Origin of the sequence: Streptomyces sp. TRM70350, from assembly GCF_019219825.1 — a bacterium.
In the GTDB taxonomy this organism is placed as follows: domain Bacteria; phylum Actinomycetota; class Actinomycetes; order Streptomycetales; family Streptomycetaceae; genus Streptomyces.
In genome coordinates, this window is record NZ_JAHUXH010000017.1 from 120,247 (window position 1) to 139,884 (window position 19,638).

Genomic DNA, 19,638 nt, shown 5'->3' on the forward strand with positions numbered 1-19,638 from the left:
GCCCGGGCAACGAATGGCTGGTAGGGCTTGGTCAGGGGCCCACACTCCCGCCACAGGGGGACAATCCCGGCCCCGGGAGCGGCCCCAGCGTCGCCCGTCGAACACTGCCGTCATCCGGGTTGCGCGCAACACCTGAAGCACCTCGGAATTACTCCTGCCCGCGCTGCCCGGTTGCTGCGATCGGGCGACGCTCGGCACGTGGAGCGTCGGCTGTCGAGGCTTCGGCACCATGCTGAGTGCATGCCTCAACTCCTGGGCAGGGTGTCGCCGTGCCGCCCTGGGTACCCGTTCCCGTCCATCCCGGCCCGTGGCCGGCCACGCCGCCGGGCCCGGGTACCCGGCCGGTTTGTCGTCTGCGCCCTCCTCGGCCTGTTCGTCTTCCTGGTCCCTGCCCTCGCCCCGGGCGGCTTTACGGGCCAGGCGGCGATCGGTGGTCCGCCGGCTGCCGCCGTGGTGACCGGCGGCGGTGACTCCGGCATGGCGCTGGCCGGGTTCATGATCCAGTCGACTGCCCGGGTGACGGATCCGGCGGCCGAGGTGTCCAGCCCCGGCTATCCGACGACGGGGTGGTACAAGGCCGGCCCTCGTTCCACCGTCCTCGCCGCCCTGCTGGCGGCCGGTGTCCACCCCGACCCGTTCCACTCCACCAACCAGAAGCTGATCCCCGCCGCCGACTTCACGGTCCCGTGGTGGTACCGGTCCGACTTCTCGGTCGACGACAGGCGGGTAGGCCGTACGTATCTCGACTTCAGCGGGGTGACCTCCGCCGCCGACGTCTTCGTCAACGGCCGTCGGATCGCGGCGGCGAGCACGGTCGCCGGGACCTACACCCGGCACGAGCTGGACATCACTGCTCTGATCAGGCCGGGCACCAACACGGTCGCCTTCCGGGTCCAGCCCAACGACCCGCGCAAGCACCTCACCGTGGGCTGGCTCGACTGGCTGCAGCCGCCACCGGACGGGAACATGGGCATCGTCCGCGACGTCGTCGTCCGCCGCAGCGGCCCGGTGGTCCTGCGTGACGCCCACGTCGTCACCGACCTGGCCGTGCCGTCGCTGGCCTTTGCCGACCTGACCGTCAAGGCCCGCCTGCGCAACGACTCACCCGACACCGTCACGGCGCTGCTGTCCGGCACGGCCGGGCCCGCAGCCCTCAGCCGGCGGGTGACGCTGGCGCCCGGGGAGAGCCGGACCGTGGTCTTCGCCCCGGCCGACCACCCCGGGCTCCATGTGCCTTCGCCACGCGTATGGTGGCCCGCCGGGATGGGCGGGCAGCCCCTGTACGACCTCGACCTGGCCGTGACGGTCGACGGAGTCACCTCCGACACCGCACACACCGCCTTCGGTATCCGCGACGTGCAGGCGCCGATCAATGCCGACGGTGCGCGCCAGTACCGGATCAACGGCCGTCCGCTGCTGATCAAGGGCGCGGGCTGGTCCCCCGACGCGTTCCTGCGCTGGGACCCCGTCTACGCCGAGGACCGCATGCGGTACGTCCGTGACCTGGGCCTGAACCTGCTGCGCCTGGAGGGCCACCTGGAGCCCGACGAGTTCTTCGACCTCGCGGACCGGTACGGAATCCTCACGCTGCCCGGCTGGGAGTGCTGCAACAAGTGGGAAGGGGAGGTCAACCGCGGGGAGTCCGGGGAGAAGTGGGACGCCGCCGACCACGCAGTCGCGAGAGCGTCGATGGCCGCCGAGGCGGCCCGGCTGCGCCACCACCCCAGCGTGATCTCGTTCCTGATCGGCAGCGACGCGGCGCCCAACGCCGAGATCGAGTCGGGATACCTCAAAGCGCTGCGGGCGGCCGACTGGAACGTGCCCGTGATCCCTTCCGCCTCCGGGAAGCCGTCACCCGTCACCGGCCGCTCCGGGATGCGGATGACCGGCCCCTACGACTGGGTGCCGCCCGGCTACTGGTACGACAAGCGCGAGGGAGGAGCCACCGGCTTCAACTCCGAGACCAGCGCCGGAGTGAGCATCCCCACCCTCGACACCCTGCGGCGGATGCTGACCCCGACCGAGCTGGAGACCCTCTGGAAGCGACCCTCCGCTCCCCAGTACCACCGCTCCCCCTCACCCACATTCTCGACACTCAAGCTGTACAACGCCGCGCTCGCCGGCCGCTACGGACCCCCGACCGACCTCGGCGACTACGTGCGCAAGGCCCAGCTCGCCCAGTACGAGAACGTCCGGGCGCAGTTCGAGGCGTACTCCCGCAACGCCAAGGACACCACCGCCCCCGCGACCGGCGTCATCCACTGGATGCTCAACAGTGGCTGGACGTCCCTGCACTGGCAGCTCATCGACCGCTATCTGGACCAGAACGGGGCCTACTTCGGCGCGAAGAAGGCCAACGAACCCCTCCACATCCAGTACGGCTACGACAACCGTACGGTGAGCATCGTCAACAACCGCTCAACCGCCGCCTCGGGACTGAAGGCCCGGGTCACGCTCTTCAACACCGACGGGACCAAGATGTACGACCGCACGGTGACCGGTGTCGACGTCGAAGCCCGCGGCGTGACCACCACCTCGCTGACCGTCCCGGCCACGGTCCCCGGTCTGGCAAGGACGTACCTGGCCCGGCTGTTGCTCACCGACACCACCGGCCGGGAAGTGAGCCGCAACGTCTACTGGCTCTCCACCCGCGACGACGTCCTCGATTACGCTCACACCGACTGGTACCACACCCCCACCACCTCCTACGCCGACCTGACGGGACTGAACTCGATGCCGCAGGTCACCTTGGACGTGACGGCCACAACGACGGTAACCAGGCCCGGCACGTCGACGACGACCGTGACCCTCCGCCACCCGGGCACCACGAAGGCGCCCGCTCTGCTCACCGACGTCGACGTGGTGTCCGCGGACGGGAAGACTCCCACGCTGCCCATCCACTGGAACGACAATCAGATCAGCCTGTGGCCGGGCGAATCGGCAACCTTGGTGGCGTCCCATCGGACAGTCGATCCGGAGCGCACCCCACGCGTACGTGTCTCTGGATGGAACGCCCGGGCCGTCACCGTCCCGTCCAGCTGACGATGCGGCACCACACATCGTAGGTCCTCATGCCAGTTGGCCAAGGCGCATCGACGTGATCTGCCGGTGTGTGCACCGCGCCTTCCCCGCGCCGGTGCGGGCTGGTCGGCGAGGGCGTGGACGTCGTCGGCGAGTGCAAGGACCCCTAAGGCCGTGTGCTTCGTCGGCAGGACCCGGGCGACATGGTCACCTCCGCCGGCTTGGCGCCCCTTTGGTGGCCGGGCTCCCGGGCCTGCGCTCGCAGGATGAACGCTGCACTACGTGGTCGGCGTCTGCACCGCTGTCACCGCCCAACCGGGCAAGGCCGTCCCCCTCACCCCGCCCTGCAGCGAAGTGTCCCGAGCCGGTCCAGAGCGTCAAGTCACCGGTCATCAAGGTGGGCAGGCATGCGGCCGGGCCGGTGCAACGGCGCGAGGGCCTGCGGCCCGGCACCGAATCGCAGCGGCTTCAAGCGCATGTACTCATGCTTCGTGGCGTTGCGGATCCGACCCGCCGGGCGCGGGATCCGCAACGCCGTCGGCGGGCCGGAAACTGCCCGTGTGCCGACTGCTGGCGGATATCGCCTGCGAGAGAGCGCGAGCCGACGCGGTTGTGGTTCCTGAACCTGCCCGAGGACACCGCGCTGACCGCCCTCGTCAGGCCGGCGGAACTGCGCCGGCGGATCGAGCACGACTACCGCGAGATGAAGCAGGCCGCGGGACGTGCCCACTTCGAAGGCCGCACCTGGCAAGGCGGGCACCACCACGTCACCTTCGTCTGTGCCGCCTACGGCTTCTCCCACCCTGACCCATGTCGGGCGCGTGCCGAAGCCTCTCACTTGAGGCCGCTGAGCATCATGCCGCGGATGTAGTACTTCTGCAGCAGCAGGAAGGCGATGAGGACCGGCAGGATGCTCAGGACGAGACCGGCCATGACGATCGGCATCGTGCGGGTGGGGTCCACGTAGTCCTGCAGGAGCTGGATGCCGACGGGCAGGGTCATCACGTCCGGGTTGGCGGTGGAGATGAGCAGCGCCCAGATGTACTCGTTCCACGCGTGGACGAAGGTCAGCAGACCGAGCGTCAGCACGACCGGTGTGGTCTGCGGCACGACGATCCGCCACCACACGGCGAACTCGCCGGCACCGTCGATACGTGCGGCCTCCAGGACCTCGTCCGGGATCGAGACCATGAACTGGCGCATCAGGAAGATGCCGAAGCCGTTGACGAGGAACGGCATGGCGAGCGCCGCGATGCTGACGGTCAGGCCCGCGCCCCCGCGCCCGAACAGGTCGTTGCCGCCCGCCAGCGGCCAGTGCACCAGGATCAGGAAGTGCGGGATGAAGAAGAGGAACGGGGGGAACATCATCGTCGACAGCACGAGTCGGAAGATGAGGTTCCGGCCGGGGAAGCGGAGTTTGGCGAGCGCGTAGCCGGCGAGCGACGACGTCAGCAGTACCGATCCGGTGATCACGGCGGTTGCGATGACGCTGTTGCGGAAGAGCACCGGCAGGTCGAGCTGGTCGATCGCCGCCCGGTAGTTCGACAGGTCGAACGCCTCGGGCAGGAACCGGTACGGCAGCGTGCCGGCCTCACCGGCCCCCTTGAACGACGTCATCACCATGTCGAGGAACGGCACCACCGTGAGCACGGCGCCGGTCGCCACCACCAGATACGACAACCACGGGAAACGGCGGCGGATCATGCGTCCTCCCCCTTGCGCCGGAAGATCCACAACTGCACCAGGGTGACCAGGAGGACCACCACGAACAGCACGAGGGCGGCGGCGCTCGCGGGGCCCCAGTGGCCGTACGAGAAGGCCTGCCGGTACATCTCCAGGGCGGCCACGTTGGTCGCGTCGCCCGGCCCGCCCTTGGTCATCACGATGATCAGCGCGAAGGACTGCAGGCCGCTGATGAGCTGGGTGATGCACACGAGCAGCAGGGACGGCCGCAGCAGCGGAAGTGTGATCTTCCACAGGACGGTGACCGGCCCGGCGCCGTCCAGCGCTGCGGCCTCGTAGTACGACTCGGGAATGGACTTCAGCCCGGCGGTCAGGACGAGGATCGCAGAGCCGACCGAGGCCCAGGCATGGACGACCACGACCGAGGGCAGTGCGGTGTCCGGGTCGTGGAGGAAGGACACCGAGCCGAGTCCGAGGGCGTTGAGGACGCCGTTGACGAGGCCACCCGGCTCGTACATGTACTTCCACACGTTGCCGACGGCGACGACGGTCGTCACGATCGGCAGGAAGTACAGGGTGCGCCACAGCCCCTGGAACCTCAGGTTGTCGATGCAGGCGGCGACGACGACGGAGCCTGCGAGCGCGAGGACCGTGGTGCCCAGGGCGAACAGCAGCGTGTTGGTGAGGACCGGCGCCAGGAACGTCGATCCGTCCGCGAAGAGGCCCGTGACGTTGTCCGTGCCGACCGGTCGGATGTCGCCGAGGTCGAACCCGGCCCAGCGGGACATCGACAGCAGCACCGCGAAACCGAGCGGCAGGATCAAAAAGACGGCGAAGAACAGCAACGTCGGCGCAAGGAAGAGATAGGCGACGACGGCCTGGCGGCGCCGGGTCCGGGCGCGGCCGTCGACGCCCGCCCCGGCGGAGCGCGTGCGGGGCGCCGCCCGCTCGGTCGTCGCCGTCGTCAGCGCGTTCACCATGAGCGCGACACCTCTCGGTCGATCTGACGGCGGGTGGTGCGCAGTGCCTGGTCGACCGACTGCTGACCGGTCCACAGCGCCTCGATGGTCTTGCGCAGCAGCGATTTGGCCTGCTGTGCGCCGGGCGCGTTCGGCTCCGGGACCGCGTACGCCAGCGCGTCCAGGAAGGGGCGCAGGTTTGTATCGCTGTGCGCGCCCAGCAGCGTGCGCATGTCGTCGGCGCGGCCGGTCAGGGAGCCGGCCGACACCTGCAGGGAGCTCATCCGGGTCGCTTTCCCGCCCACCTTCGCGCTCTTGACGTTCACTTTCTCGGTGTTGAGCCAGCGCAGGAACTCCCAGGCGGCGCGCGGGTGCTTGCTGGCCGCGTTGACCCCGAGCATGAAGCCGGTGCAGAGCGTGGCGCGCTTGCCGTCCGCCTCGGGCAGGGGCAGCGGCGCGACGCCGACGTCGCGGTAGTCCTTGCCCATCAGGGTCTTCAGGCTCCCGGTCCACCAGCCGGCGCTGACCACCATGGCCACCTGCCCGGACCTGAACGCCTTGTAGACGTTGACACCGGGGGCGCTCGCACCGCTGGCGACGAGGCGGTGCTCCAGCTCGAACACGGCCCGTCCGGCCGCCGATTCGATGGCGGTGCTCTGGCCGTCCTTGGCGAGGAACATTCCGCCGGCGGCGTGGAGCAGGGCGAGTGTCTGGCCGACCGTGGTGGAGTCGTCGGCGGTCGACAGTCCGAAGCCCTGGACCAGTGTGTTGCCGTAACGGTCGCGCCGGGCGGTGCGGTAGGCGGTCTGCTCCAGTTCCTGCCAGGTGCGCGGGGGGCCGTCGATGTCGGCTTCGCGCAGCAGCCGCTTGTTGTAGTAGAGGGCGTAGGTCTGTACCTCGGTGGGGTAGCCGTAGACCTGGCCGCCCACCGAGGCGGCGTCGACCGCGGCTTGGCTGTAGCCGCGTGTGATCTCCTCGGCGTGCTCGGAGGGAGCGGGCCCAAGGACGCCTGCCTTGACGAGCTGGCCGTTCCACAGGCAGTACGGGTGGAGGATGTCGGCGCCCAGGCCCGCGGCCTGCCGGACCATGAACGTGGTCAGCAGGTCCGTGAACTCGACGGCCTTGGTCTGCACCTTGATGCGGTCGTGGGTCGCGTTCCACTCGTCGACGGGGCCCTGCAGGGCCTGCTTGAGGACCCCGCTGGCGTAGTGGGAGAGCAGGGTGAGGACGATCGGGTCCCCGGGCCGCCCGGTGCCCTGGTGCGGTGCGGAGCATCCGGAGGCGAGCAGTGCCGAGGGGAGCGCGAGCGCGAAGTGACGGCGGCTCAGGCCGCTGGTGCGGCGTGCCGGCGTCATAGAGCGGCCTCACGGCGCATCACGCGGAACACGCGGGTCGTGGTGAAGCCGGTCTTGCGGTACAGGTGGCCTGCCGGGGACTGCGCGCCGGTCCACAGGAACCACGCGCTGTGCGCGCGGCGCGCCCGCATCCTCTCCAGGACCAGGTGCAGCAGGACCTCGCCGAGCCCGGTGCCGCGCATCTGCGGAAGCACGCCGATCGGGCCGAACCGCTCGTCCACCGCGTCGAACGCGCCGTGCATCGCCCAGCCGGCCATGCGGTGCGAGGGGTCCCGGACGACGACGATCCGGTCGAGCGGCGTGCCCGCGGCCAGACACGCCCGGATCGTGCACGCCCAGTCCGGACCGAAGTGGTTCTGGGCGAGCGCGAACAGATCCACCAGGTCGTCGTCGGAGGGGGTGGCGAACCGGTAGCCCTGCGCCGTCAGTTCATCCATGCGGCGCGCGACGTCCTTGGGGAAGCGATAGCCCACCAGGCCACGGTCCATCGCCTCCGCCTCGTACAGTGTGCGAAAGCCCAGGGACTGAAGGAGCAGGGCCGCTTCCGGGTAGGTCTCGGCGTCCAGGCCGGGCAGGACGTAGTTGGGGGTGTACGAGGAGAAGTCCACCCGGGTGCGGCCGTGGCCGTGCAGCCAGTCGAGGGCGTCGGTCAGCAGCCGGCGGCCGAGGCCGCGCCTGCGGGCGGCCGGGTCGACGAAGAAGAACGGGATCCAGCCCTGCTCCGGCTCCAGGTCGGTGCCGGTCATCGGCGTCAGACGGCGCACCGCGTAGGCCGCACCGACGACACGGCCGGCCTCGACGGCGACCCGAAGACCTTGCGGATCGAAGTTGGGGTCGAGCAGCACCAGGGAGCGGAAGCGGTCCGCAGTGACGGGGTCGGTCGGCGCACTGCGCCGCCACACCTGAACCACCTGCGGTCCGTCGCCCGCACGGAAGCCGCGGATGCCGTCCCGGGATGTCGTTGTGCGATCGGTCATTGGCGGGGTTGTTCCTTCCATACACCGGTAAAGGGACGGCGCCAGAGCGCCGCCTGCAGAGGGTTGCTGCGCTCTGGCGGCGATGCGCTGCGCCACGGCGACCAGCCTTCGGTTCATGAGGGGCGTGAGGCGATGACGCGCCTCCGCGCCCGGCTGCTCGGTCGGGGGGCAGGGCGGCGCCCACGCGCAGGTGCAGAACCTGGCCCCGATGTCCCCCAGGCCGCACACCAGGGCGCCGACACCCCTGTCGATGAACGGCTGTCGACGTGCTCGCCGCTCAACCGGTACGTGTCGCCGACCGGCGGACCGGTGGCGGGATCCGCATGCGCGGCCTCGTTCTCGCCGCCCTGACCGCTGCCGTGCAGCCCGTGCTCGGGCCCGGACCGGGCGACCGGCGGCGCGTCGGCCTCAAGCAGCGCGGGTGCGGCCGGGCGCAGGTCGGGCAGAACGCCGGTGTGGCTGGTCACCAGCCCCACTCGGCCGGGCCGGGCGGGTCCGGGCCGGGCGTGCAGTCGTGCGATCCCGGTCGTCACCGCGACGCGGTTGTCCGTGCTCATCCTGTGCCTGTCTGCCAGTGACATCTCGAAGCGGCGGCAGGAAATCTACTGGTATGTCCTGTAGTTACGCAATTAATCACCAACGGGTCGTGCCGATGCCGGCCCGGATCCTGCCGCGGCGGCCGGGCAGCGCGGCGAGGCGAAGCGCGTTGGGGCGCCCGGCGACAAGGTGCGGCGGGGCGAGGCCGACCGAGCCCGCACGGCTCGCCCCGGCCCGCGTCCGCCGGGGGTTTCGGAACCTCCGCCCGCACCTTGCCTGTCCGGCCGGTCCACCGAAACCCTCAACGCCCGAGACAAGCTGATCCGGCACCTCGTGACGCGCGGGGGTCGGAGCAGTTCGCGGCGGCGGGCGAGGCGAGTTGTCCAGACGCCACCCGCCGGTCTCGTCGAACTGGGCTGCTCCACGTAAGCAACGGCTACTGCTCACAAACGTTCTGCAAGGCTCTGGCGACGTTTACTCGGACTGAATGGTCCTCATCGTCCAGGACCGAGCGGAGCTCCAGGACGAACATGTTCCGCCCCGCTTCGGTGACTTCGAACCGCCCCGGCCCGGGGAGCGACCATGAGGCTCCGATGCTGTGCGCAAGACGGCTGAGCTCCTCCGCCGCATTGCGCCTGAGGTGGACGGGCTGGTGCTCCGCCAGCAGGTCGAACAGGGCGCGCAACATGACCGTATCGCCAAGAGAGCACAGTGCAGGGATCACCCAGTCAGTGGCCGGCACCAAGGGATAGAAGTCATGGCGAGGGATGGGCTGCCAGGTAGTTGGCGTGTGCAGCAGTCTCACCAGATACTGCTCAGCCTCGGCGCCGCCGATATCGGCGAGTGTGCGCATCAAGTTGTCGGCGAGATATGCCCGCTCCACATGGACATGGCGCATTTCTTCTGGATCGCCTTGATCAGCGGGCCTACAGACCGGGGGTCCCGCAGCCGTGACAGGATGCGGGACGCGTTCTCCTGGACGGAGAGGTCTGGATGCCGCAGCGCCGCGCACACCGCCTCCACCGGGTGATTCCTGCGGTACTGTGCTTCGCCTTCCGGCGCGATCTGCCGATGACGCTGCCAGCAGTCGTCACAGGCTTCGCTGATGGTTCGCTCCTGAATACCCGCGCTGTCCCTGATGTAGAACGGGAACTCAATTCCAGGCGGCGGCGCCTTCGTCGTCGGGTTGGGCACCTGCCTCCGGCACGCTTCGCACCAGTACCCGGCCTGGGTCTGGCCGCCGGAGATGACCGAACGGATCTTCTTCCACCAGCTCATCCGTTCTGTGCCTCCTCGGAGTTGCAGTTCTTGATCGTTGACGGGCTCGCGCTGGTCACCAGAGTGCCGGAGTGCGGGCAGCGGAGCGGCCACCTCGAACTCGCCGAGGCACTGGCCCACTCGGTCCGCGCCAGCGGCGATGGCGTCCCGCCGAGGACACCGTCCAGCCGACGCGCCCTCCCTCGTCCCGAAGCGGAGCCCGCAGCCGACAACGGTGAAGACGAACCGGTCTACCAACTGTCGATTCCGGACGCTCAGTCAGCTGTACCGGATCGGTGTCGGCTGTGCCTGAGTGGGTCCAGCGGATGCGGGCCGTGCGGAGGTTGCCGTGTTCATCAGGGATGAGGAATTCGCACTGCCAGACGTTGTCAGGCAGGGACATCTGAACGCCGTGGCCGCAGGAGCGGACCTCTGCGCGCGCCAGCCACTGCTGGAGGCGGGCGACGAACAGGCCGGCCCTGGTGGGCGACGGGCCCTCGGCCTGCAGGAACAGGGGGATCTTGCCGTTGCCCCATGATGCGTAGAAGTACATGCGCTCCAGGCCCCGGTTCCGGGCGTACAGGCCCGTCAGGGGCCCCATTCGCTGAAGAGTCGGTGCTGCTCCTCCGCAGGCAGAGCGGCGAGGGTCGTTGAAGCACCGTCTGGAACGAGGATCGACCACCGTCCGGTGTCCCACCAGGTGGTGCAGGTGTGGTCGGGCGAGTCCTCTGGCTTGACCAGATCGTCGAGCATCTCCCCAAGCACGGGGATTCCCACCAGCGGGAGTGCCACGGCTCGGCCGGAGTGCCTACGGCTGCCTTGGAGGTGGTGTCGTCGACGCTGACGCCGAGGTCGCCGTCCGGGGTCGACTGCGCATACGCGATGACGTCACGGAAGACGGAACTGGACTCCCCTCAGCGGGAGATGGGGGGACAGCCGTTCGCCGGTGAGCGCGTTCTGCGTGAGGTACCGGTAGGTCGTCACACCGGGCCCCTCGGTGAATTCCACATCGGCGCTGATCGACGTCCCTGCGTCGCCGCCGACATCGCCCTTCCAGTCCTTCGAGATGTTCGCCTTTGGGTAGAGGACCTGGCTGGTGCCCCGGTAGCCGGCAGGGAGGGTGATGGTGTCGGCGACGACGGCGGTGGAGCGGCGGACGGCTCAGGCCCGCGATGGTGACGGTGACGGACATGGCGAACGTCGGGGGCATATCACTCATTCCTACGACCCTAAGTGCGCGGAGCGCACGGCCACGCGTCGAAAGGCGCGGGAGGAGGCCGAACGGTCATCTGGTTGGTCCATCTGACCGCAGGCCCCCTCTCCGCGCCTCCGCACGTCAGGTCGTGCTGCTCCGGCTCACGTCACCGCGGCCGCCGTACGCCGGAGGATCACCGCAGGCGCCGCACATCGATGGACCAGATCCCGCGTCCGTGCGTGGCCGCGTACAGGCGCCCGTCCGGACCGGTCTTGAGCTGGAGCACGGCGGTGGTCGGCAGGTTGGTGCCGGCCACCTTCCAGCCGGACGACTTCGGCGTGCGGACCAGTACGCCGAGGTCCGTGCCCAGGGCGATCGTGCCGTTCTTCAGCAGGACCACCGAGTTGGCGGGCACGTCCGGCAGGTTGCCGGAGATGTCCGTCCAGGTCGTGCCGCCGTCCTTGGTCTCGAAGAGGTGGCCGACGCCCGCGCCGGGGCCCTCCGTCCACTTGCGGGAGAAGCCGTTGACGGCGAGCAGGACGTGGTCGGCGTTCGCAGGGTCGACGGCGAGACCGGACAGGTAGCGGTTGGGGACCGTGCTGTCCACCGGCAGGTTCAGCTCGTGCCAGCCGGTGCCGTCGGCGTTGCCGACCGCGACGCCCCGGGCGAAGCCCTGGTTGTTGCAGGGGCCGCACCAGGCCGCGTACACCTTCCCGCCGGAGGACGCGACCGCCGTGGCGGCGCGGCCCTCGCCCAGGTCGAAGGCCTTGAACCACTCGCTGCCGCTGCGGATCCCGTAGCCCTTGGTGTTGATCCAGATGTGGCGGCCGCCCGCGACCCAGGTGTTCTTGTCCTTGATGTCGGCGCTCAGCGGCGCGATGAACCGCGCCTCGGCCGTCTCGCTGTCGGGCGGCGCGACCGAGTACGACGTGGCCTTCGACGGGTCGTCGATCCAGCTTCCGTCGTTCACCGCGCAGTTCTGCGTGACGGACACCGAGAGGTACACGTACTCCTCGGCGATGTTGCACCCGTTGTCCGGGTCGGTGAGCGTGTCGCCGCCGTCGCCGCCGAAGTTGGAGCCCATCACGCGGTCGCCGGGCCGCAGCATGGACTGGCCGTTGTCCTGCAGGCCGCCGGTGATCGCGATGCCGCGCCTGTCCGGGTCGGTGCCGACGCCCACCGAGTAGTACTGCAGGGCGTCCATCGTGCCGTCGTTCAGGGACGTCCAGTCGGTGGCGTGACCGTCGGCGTTCGCGCTGCCGTCGACCGGGCGCCGGTAGACGCCGCCGTCGTTGCCGACGAGGACGTACGGCTTGCCGTAGTAGCTGCCGATCGCCACCGCGTGCTGGTCGGGGTGCGTGGTCTGCGGGCAGTCGCCGGACGGCTTGGCCGGGTCGATGGACCAGCAGTCGAAGCCGAAGTTCCAGTACGGGCCGGGGACGGTCCAGGTCTTGCCGCCGTCCTTGGTCTCGAAGACCTCCTCCAGACCGGCGTACACATGGTCGGGGTTCTTCGGGTCGACGGTGAGGAACTGGTTGTACCAGGCCTGGATGCCGGGCTGGTAGCCGTCGCCGGTGAGCGCCGAGCCGGAGTCGCGCAGCTGCTTGTAGTCGGCGATCTTCGTCCACTTGCCGGTCGGTGAGCCGGACTTGGAGACGTAGATGCCCGCGAGGCCGCTGTCCGGGTTGGTCGCCATCTGCTGCGGCGACTGGTCGATGGCGTAGTACCGCGACCCGTCCGCGCTGCGCGCGAAGCTGACGTTGCCGACGTCCTCCGCGTTGGTCGGCAGCTCACCGAGGTCGGTCAGCCGCTGCCAACCGTCACGGCCCTTGGTGTAGAAGCCGTTGTAGGTGTCGCCGCTGCGCCAGCCGATGGCGAGAACGACCTTGTTCGGGTCCTTGGGGTCGATGGCGATGTCGCTCGCGATGTTCTTGTACGCGGCACTCTCGTCGTCGTCCTTCGGGCCGCCCGGCAGATAGTCCGGGTTGGGCGCGAACTCCAGCTTCCAGGGGCCCTTGAGCGTCTTGGTGCTGTGGCTCCACACGCCCCGCGTGGTCGCCGCCCACACCTTGTCGCCGCCGAACCGCAGCGCGTTGATGGACGTCGACTCCAGCTCGTCGCCGCCGACCCGGTCGCGCCGGCTGAACTTGCCGTGGCGCGGGTCCTTCAGGACGTAGACGCCGGTGCCGAGGAAGGCGGTCGCGCTGGTGTTGGCCTCTCCGGTGGCGTACCAGAGGCGGCCGCGCGGATCGAGCTGGAGATCGCCGGTGGACAGGGCGGGCAGCTCGTCGGAGATGTTCGTCCAGTGGCCGCCGCCGGTCCGCGACCGGAACACACCGCCGTTGGCCGAGCCCGCGTACACATTGCCGCGGTCGTCGGCCGCCATGCCGGTCACCCGGCCGGTCACCTTGCCCGCGCCGCCGCTGGAGTTGGAGTTGATGTCCCGGTAGCGGGGGTCGTCGGCGTCGTACGGCAGCCGGGTGTTGTTGCGCCAACCGCCCTTGGTGCTGGGCAGGTTCAGCATTTCGCCGTACGCCGCCCCGAACGCGCCCGGCGCCACGATGCCGCCCGGCGCGGTGCGGGCCTGGGCGTACTCCTCGGCCCGCGCGGCGATGTGCTCGTTCTCCTCGCCGCCGTCTCCCGGTTCCTCTTCCCCTGGTTCCTCCTCCGCCGAAAGCGACAGGCCCCCCTGCTGTTCATGCAGGTGGGCCCGTTCGTCCAGGACACGGACGCCGAACGGATCGTCGCCGCCGGGTGCCGCCTGGGCCTGAGTGACCGTCAGGCCCAGTGCGGCGGAGGTGGCGAGTACCGCCCATATGCGTCTCGCTCGCCGACCGCTGACTGCCATGAAGTGCCTCCCCTAAGAAGCGCGTGATGCACATGACACTTGCTGTGAAACAGCTTTGATCAAAGAGCAGTTGTAGGGGAGCTGAAAATGGCAATCAGTGTGTAAAAGAATCTTCAGCGGCGCAGCGCCGGACAGCCGGGCAACGAGCCCGAGTGGCTTTCCGAGCCCCAACGGGCCACCCCACTCCGAACTCAAGAACGGATCGACCGGTGGTTGGCCGAGTACGGCCGGGTCGTCTGCTGAGTAACAAGGCGTCCGAGAGGAGCCCCGGGTCTGTTCGGTTCCGGCCATGAGGGCTGCCATGCCAGGGGACACTGGCGGCGTGCTCACACTGTTCTCACCACCCGCGGTTCCCCCTGTCAGGCTGTCGAAGCCGCCCGTCCTGGAGAGCTGGGATGCCAACGCGCATCCGAGCCAGCAGCGCCTGCGCGCCTACCTGGACTCCGTTTCCGCTTCGCCAAGACCGGTCGGACCCCAACCCCGTCGTCGCCGAGTCCCTCCTCGACCGGCTCATCAACACCAGCCACCAGGTCATCATGAACGGCCCCAGCTACCGTCCGAACAAGCGCCCCAAGAACCCCACCGACAAGCCCGCCAAGCCGTCGGCCAAGTAGACGCCATCGGCGCCCGGGGCTGGGGAATCACGTGAACTCAGCCCCGGGGAAATACGTGAACGTCCACAGCCATCCCGCCCCTCTGACGTGGCTGGCCAACTCGGGTTGAGCTGATCGTGCGCGAAGAACCGCAGCCCGCGCGGCGAGACCTTGGCGTGCATAGGCTCGGCGCAGGCCGGACACCGGAGCGGTGCCCGGGGCCGTACACGATGCACGCTCGTCCACTCGACGCCGCAGCCGAGGTCCAACAGCGTCGCGTCAAGCGCCCCATGCGTCGCGTGCAACGCCGTCAACGGCATCCGAAGCCCACCTCCACGACAGAGCATGGCGGCAGCCACTGACACGGGGCAGGCAGACACCGGCCACCTGCGTCGTTTTCGTTCGTCCTGGAGGGGATCGGGTATCTACTGGCCTGCTGCTGTCGGTTCGGCTGAGCTGGCTGTGCCTGCCCGCGGGCGGTGGATGATGCCATAGGTGCGGCCGAAGCGGTTGGCCGCGGTGACGTGGCCCCACTGCCCCTCCAGATAGAAGGCGTACGCGATCGAGGCTGTCTGCTCGTCGGTCACATGAAGGAGCCATCGATTGGCTTCCTTCCGGAAGCGGGCCGTGCGCACCGCCTCGTCGAGCCCCGCGGCCGGGGGACGCTCAAGGCGGTCAGCGAGCGAGAGGTAGAGGCGCACCATCGTCATCTCGGAGGGCAGGAGCGCGACTTCCCTCTGGTCGGGCCCGGGCTCTGGTTCGGGCGGTGGCTGTGGTGTGGGGCGGGCGCGGGCTTCTGCGTACAGCAGGACGTCGTGGCCTTCACCGCTAGGGCGCGCTGCCCACGCGACGGGCCTTCCGGCGTACGCGGACAGCTCGGCGCGCTGAACAGGGTCGGCCCACTCGGCCAGACCGGCCATGACGAGACGCTCGACGCTGTCGCGGCTCAGCCCAGGCGATTCGGTGACCCACCCATGAGAGGAGGCTCGGTGCGCTGTGCGGAGCGCCTCCAAGAGTGCGTACTGGCCCTTGCTGCGCCCCATCCGCCCCTGCCTCTCGACACCGTTCCACCAGGTCGCGGCCGTACCGGCTGTGACGGCCACGGTAGTGCAGCCCACCCGCTACTGCGGCCGGCTCCAGCCAACAGCCGAAGTTGTTGGACATGCCTTCCGCCTGTCGAACGTCCCAGGCCATCCAGTGCCTCAGGCTTTCCGGTGGTCATGCCGGTCAGGGTTTGCTGAGTCAGTTCCTGTTGCCGATGACGTTGCGGGCCGCGAGGCGGAAGTCCTTGACCGCTTGGTACAGGATGCGTTCTCGTTCATCAGCAATCTCCCTTGTCAGCGTTCTCTGGCAGCCGGTCCTTCGAGGATCACGACTTCCGCAGCGCGGTGGGACCTCCCGCGCCAGGGCGATGAAGCGGCGTATCTTCTCGTCGACGTCGGGCAGGTCGGGGTCGTCGGATCGCAGCGCGTCGAGGATGGCGTCCATGGCAATGTCGCGGTCGTGGAGCGTAGTGCTCAGCCGCGTTCGGATCCGGGTTGGGTCGGTGACGGATGGGCCGCGGTCGAGTTCGTGGTCGGCCCTGTTGATCCTTGAGGAGCTCGGGCTGAGGGCGCCGGGTCTGCTCCTGGAGACGTTCATCGAGGGCGCGGTCCTGGTGGGGATTCGTGCCGGGACGGGCTACGTCCTGGAAGGCGATGCCGGCCCGGCGGTGCGGTTGGCGCGGGTTGCCGGCGGCCACCACGGACGTTTCCCGCAGCTTGAAGTGCGCGGCGCGGCCAGCTCGGGACGCGTGCAGGCCGATCCCGGGGGACAGGCGGGGCAGAGGATTCGCTACCGGTACGCGGCCCAGCTGCGGCACCTGACCGGAGCCGAGGCGTTGCCGCCGCACGTCTCAGAGACAGCGGCGGTGCTGATGACCGGGCTGGTGGACTGCCTGGTCATGCGCGCCGACGCGTCCCCCCCCACATCGTCCGCAGCTAATTCCATGCCAGCACGTTCGCTGCACGATCAGGTAGGCAACTCAAAAGTTCCGGCGCAATATCGGCCGATATAAAGGCAGCGTAATCAATCGGTCCTGCGGCCTTCTCGTGAGGGGTGTGCCCTTTTTCTTGAGCGGTAGGGCTACAAAGTTGATCATTTTCGGGTGAGTCTACTCAAAAGGACCATAGTGGGCGGGTAGAAAATTCTTGCGAGTGCCGTGGGTGGCGTGTAGGGTCCCAATAGATCGGCTGGACGGGGGAAGGCTGATACGGGGAGTCCTGACCAGACTAATTTTTGGACTGCACCTGCTGCCTTCCGCCGATGGAGCAGGGGGAATATCGTGAATTTCGGCTCGGATGCGCCGGACTTAGCCGCATCGTCTGCGTATCGGCAACGGCGTGACGAAATCGCCGCGCGCGCTGCCGCCTATGTACTCGGCGAGCCCATTCCAGAGGTCGACTACACGGACGCCGAGCACGCCCTGTGGCGCCTCGTTTCCGGGCGACTCGCGGATCGGCACCGGTACCTGGCGGCGCCGGAGTTCCTTGAGGCGGTGGAGCGGCTCGGGGTGGGCGGCGACGGCGTCCCGCAGTTGCAGGAGGTGTCCGACCGGCTCGACCGGCTGACCGGATTCCGCCTCCGGCCCGCGTCCGGCGTGGTCCCCTTCGCGCTGTTCTGCGGCTCTCTGGCCGACGGGTACTTTCACTCCACCCAGTACCTCCGCGACGGCGTGACGCCCTTCTACTCGACTGAACCGGACATCCTGCACGAGGTCATCGGGCACGGCAGTGCTCTGGCCGACGACCGGTTCGCCGACTTGTACCGCGTTGCCGGCGAGGCCGTGCGCAGGGTGGAGTCCGAGGTCGCTGTCCAGTTCGTTGCCAAGACCTTCTGGTTCACGCTTGAGTGCGGCCTGCTCGACAGCTCCGACGGGCCGCGGGCCTACGGCGCGAGCATCGTCTCCTCCTACGGCGAGCTCGAACACTTCCGCTCCGCCGAGGTGCGCCCGCTGGACATGGCCGACATGGTCCAGGTCGACTACGACATCACCCAGTACCAAACCACTCTTTACAGCGCACGTTCCCTTGCTCATCTCGAGGATGTGGCGGGGGAATTCTGGGCGTCTTGCGACGACGCATCCATTGAAAAGATCCTGGCGGTTGATATATGAGCCGGCTCGCGGGGCGAACACATACCGGAGAGAACGGTCAGAGTTCGAAAGCGCGAGTGCTCGACGTAACTGGAATCGGATTCGGTGCAGCGAATCTCGCGTTGGCGGTGGCGCTCCACGAATCAAGAGCCGCTGGGCAGGCCCTGTTCCTGGAAAAGCAAGAGGAATTCGGCTGGCATCGCGGGATGCTCATCGAGGGCTCCTCGCTCCAGGTGTCCTTTCTCAAGGACATCGCCACCATGCGGAACCCGACCAGCGATTTCGGCTTCCTTTCCTATCTGCAGGAGAAGGGCCGCCTGGTCGACTTCATCAACCAGCACACACTGCTGCCCTCGCGGGTCGAGTATCACGACTATCTGCAGTGGGCCGCCGACCGGCTGCGGCACCTGGTCGAGTATGGAGTGGAGGCCACCGGAGTGCGACCGGTGGCGGAGGCCGGCGAGGTCGTCGCCCTCGATGTGCTGGCCGGCGACCGGGTGGTCGCGCGGACCAGAAACCTCGTCATCGCCTCGGGCCTGCGCCCACGGCTGCCCGAGGGCGTCGAAACCGGCGAACGCGTTTGGCACAGCTCCCAGTTGCTGCACAGGGTGCCCGCCTTCGACGAACGGCCGCCCCGGCGAGTCGTCGTGGTCGGCGCCGGCCAGAGCGCGGCCGAGGTCGCCGGACACCTCATGGAGCGCTACCCGCAGGCCGAGGTGTGCGCGGTATTCGCCCGCTACGGCTACAGCGTCGCCGATTCCAGCCCCTTCGCCAACCGCGTCTTCGACCCGGCCGCCGTGGACGACTTCTACTTCGCCCCGCCCGAGGTCAAGCAGGCCATCCTCCGCTATCACGGCGGCACCAACTACGCCGTCGTCGACGCGGACGTCCTGCACGGCCTCTACCGCCGCCAGTACGAGCAGAAGGTGACCGGCACACCGCGTCTGCGGCTGATGAACGCCTCACGCCTGGTGTCCGTCGAACAGCGCGCAGACACCGCCGCGGTACACGTGGAGTTCCTCCCCACGGGCGAGATCACCGACCTCGACGCCGACCTGGTCGTGCTCGCCACCGGATACCAGTCCGCCGACCCGGCGGAACTACTCGGCGGCGTCGCGGACGCCCTCCGCCGCGACGCGGCAGGGCAGTTGCTCATCGGCCGTGACTACCGGCTGAGTACCAACGCGGACTTCCGGTGCGGCATCTACGTCCAGGGCGCCACCGAGGCGACCCACGGCATCGCCTCCACGCTGCTGTCCATGGTGGCGGTGCGCGCGGGCGAGATCGCCCAGTCGGTCATCGGCAGGCGGTGCGACCCGGACCGTGCCGCTGGGAGCAAGGCAACAGCGGGGAACAGGGGCTGACGTGTACGAGGGTCCGCTGTACCGCGAGGACCGCGACGGCGTCGTCCTGGCGTTTCTGCAACACAATCCACTGGCGGTGGTCGTCACTTCGCACGAGGGCGTCCCCGTGGCCACCCATGCGCCGGTGCTGTTCCGGCACGGAACCGACGGTGCCGACGCCGAGGCCGTCGCTGCGGGCACCGTACCCCTGGCCGGCTCCACCCTGATCGGGCACATGAACATCGAGAACCCGCAGTGGCGCCGGATGCGCTCCGGCGACCGGGCGCTCATCGTCTTCCAGGGCCCGCACGGCTATGTCTCGCCGACGGTCTACGACGTCACGCCCGCGGCCCCCACCTGGAACTTCACCGCCGTACACGTGACCGGCACGGTGGAACCCACCGCCGAACCCGCCGACGTGCTGGACATCGTCTCCGACACTGCCCGCCGGCTGGAGGCCCGTTTCGGGCGCGGCTGGGAGCAGGAGTCCTCCCTCGACTACTTCCGGCAGATCGCGCCCGGAGTCGGCGCGTTCACCCTGCGGGTCGAGACCGTGCAGACGATGTTCAAGCTCAGCCAGGAGAAGCCCGTGCCGATGCGGCGGCGCGTGGCCAAGCAGTTCGAGACCAGCGAGTCCGGCACCCACCGCGCACTGGCGATCATGATGCGCGCCCACGGACTCACCGACGCCGACGAGGAGCGGGAGACAGCCGGATGACGCAGGGGAGTTCGCGACG

The 19,638-nt window shown here is 68.9% G+C and carries 16 protein-coding genes; 6 read left to right on the forward strand and 10 right to left on the reverse strand.

The window, feature by feature from the left end; translation table 11 throughout:
- The first annotated feature begins 240 nt into the window (after positions 1-240).
- Positions 241-3,042, forward strand: a complete 2,802-nt coding sequence (locus tag KWI83_RS24110; protein WP_218516473.1) for a sugar-binding domain-containing protein — start codon at positions 241-243, stop codon at positions 3,040-3,042.
- Positions 3,043-3,855: 813 nt separating this feature from the next.
- On the opposite strand, the gene KWI83_RS24115 is transcribed toward KWI83_RS24110, so the two are convergent.
- The 8 genes from KWI83_RS24115 to KWI83_RS24150 form a co-directional block, all read right to left on the reverse strand.
- Positions 3,856-4,725, reverse strand: a complete 870-nt coding sequence (locus KWI83_RS24115) for a carbohydrate ABC transporter permease (protein ID WP_218516474.1) — start codon at positions 4,723-4,725, stop codon at positions 3,856-3,858.
- A complete protein-coding gene (locus KWI83_RS24120; RefSeq protein WP_218516475.1) occupies positions 4,722-5,684 on the reverse strand; it encodes a carbohydrate ABC transporter permease in 963 nt (320 codons plus the stop codon). The genes KWI83_RS24115 and KWI83_RS24120 overlap by 4 nt, the downstream gene beginning before the upstream one ends.
- Positions 5,678-7,018 carry an ABC transporter substrate-binding protein gene (locus KWI83_RS24125; RefSeq protein ID WP_218516476.1) on the reverse strand — a complete coding sequence of 447 codons (1,341 nt, stop codon included), beginning with the start codon at positions 7,016-7,018 and terminating at the stop codon, positions 5,678-5,680. Before KWI83_RS24125 ends, KWI83_RS24120 begins: the two co-directional genes overlap by 7 nt.
- Positions 7,015-7,995: a GNAT family N-acetyltransferase gene (locus KWI83_RS24130; protein ID WP_218516496.1), complete on the reverse strand. Its 981-nt coding sequence runs from the start codon at positions 7,993-7,995 to the stop codon at positions 7,015-7,017. Before KWI83_RS24130 ends, KWI83_RS24125 begins: the two co-directional genes overlap by 4 nt.
- A gap of 113 nt (positions 7,996-8,108) precedes the next feature.
- Entirely contained in the window at positions 8,109-8,576 is a 468-nt protein-coding gene (locus tag KWI83_RS24135; protein ID WP_308122150.1) for an exo-beta-N-acetylmuramidase NamZ domain-containing protein, read from the reverse strand.
- Between the two features lie 392 nt (positions 8,577-8,968).
- Complete coding sequence (locus KWI83_RS24140) at positions 8,969-9,430, reverse strand: hypothetical protein (protein ID WP_218516477.1); 462 nt, start codon at positions 9,428-9,430, stop codon at positions 8,969-8,971.
- A complete protein-coding gene (locus KWI83_RS24145; protein WP_218516478.1) occupies positions 9,385-9,810 on the reverse strand; it encodes a HEAT repeat domain-containing protein in 426 nt (141 codons plus the stop codon). The genes KWI83_RS24140 and KWI83_RS24145 overlap by 46 nt, the downstream gene beginning before the upstream one ends.
- Positions 9,811-11,177: 1,367 nt before the next feature.
- Complete coding sequence (locus KWI83_RS24150; protein WP_218516479.1) at positions 11,178-13,832, reverse strand: glycosyl hydrolase; 2,655 nt, start codon at positions 13,830-13,832, stop codon at positions 11,178-11,180.
- 395 nt (positions 13,833-14,227) lie between these two features.
- On the opposite strand from KWI83_RS24150, the gene KWI83_RS40380 reads away from it, so the two are divergent.
- Entirely contained in the window at positions 14,228-14,446 is a 219-nt protein-coding gene (locus tag KWI83_RS40380) for a hypothetical protein (RefSeq protein ID WP_374106361.1), read from the forward strand.
- 404 nt (positions 14,447-14,850) lie between these two features.
- Here KWI83_RS40380 and KWI83_RS24160 read toward each other — a convergent pair whose 3' ends face one another.
- Positions 14,851-15,345: a DUF6417 family protein gene (locus KWI83_RS24160; protein ID WP_218516480.1), complete on the reverse strand. Its 495-nt coding sequence runs from the start codon at positions 15,343-15,345 to the stop codon at positions 14,851-14,853.
- 322 nt (positions 15,346-15,667) lie between these two features.
- Positions 15,668-15,913 (reverse strand): hypothetical protein, encoded by a 246-nt coding sequence (locus tag KWI83_RS24165; RefSeq protein WP_218516481.1) that lies wholly within the window; start codon positions 15,911-15,913, stop codon positions 15,668-15,670.
- 97 nt (positions 15,914-16,010) lie between these two features.
- On the opposite strand from KWI83_RS24165, the gene KWI83_RS24170 reads away from it, so the two are divergent.
- The 4 genes from KWI83_RS24170 to KWI83_RS24185 all read left to right on the forward strand — a co-directional run bounded on the left by KWI83_RS24170 (position 16,011) and on the right by KWI83_RS24185 (position 19,619).
- On the forward strand, positions 16,011-16,481 hold the full coding sequence (locus KWI83_RS24170; protein ID WP_218516482.1) for a hypothetical protein: 471 nt from the start codon (positions 16,011-16,013) through the stop codon (positions 16,479-16,481).
- A 267-nt stretch (positions 16,482-16,748) separates the two neighbouring features.
- Positions 16,749-17,579 carry a phenylalanine 4-monooxygenase gene (locus KWI83_RS24175; protein WP_218516483.1) on the forward strand — a complete coding sequence of 277 codons (831 nt, stop codon included), beginning with the start codon at positions 16,749-16,751 and terminating at the stop codon, positions 17,577-17,579.
- A complete protein-coding gene (locus KWI83_RS24180) occupies positions 17,576-18,922 on the forward strand; it encodes a lysine N(6)-hydroxylase/L-ornithine N(5)-oxygenase family protein (RefSeq protein WP_218516484.1) in 1,347 nt (448 codons plus the stop codon). Before KWI83_RS24175 ends, KWI83_RS24180 begins: the two co-directional genes overlap by 4 nt.
- Position 18,923: 1 nt before the next feature.
- On the forward strand, positions 18,924-19,619 hold the full coding sequence (locus KWI83_RS24185; RefSeq protein ID WP_308122151.1) for an FMN-binding negative transcriptional regulator: 696 nt from the start codon (positions 18,924-18,926) through the stop codon (positions 19,617-19,619).
- Positions 19,620-19,638: the final 19 nt, after the last annotated feature.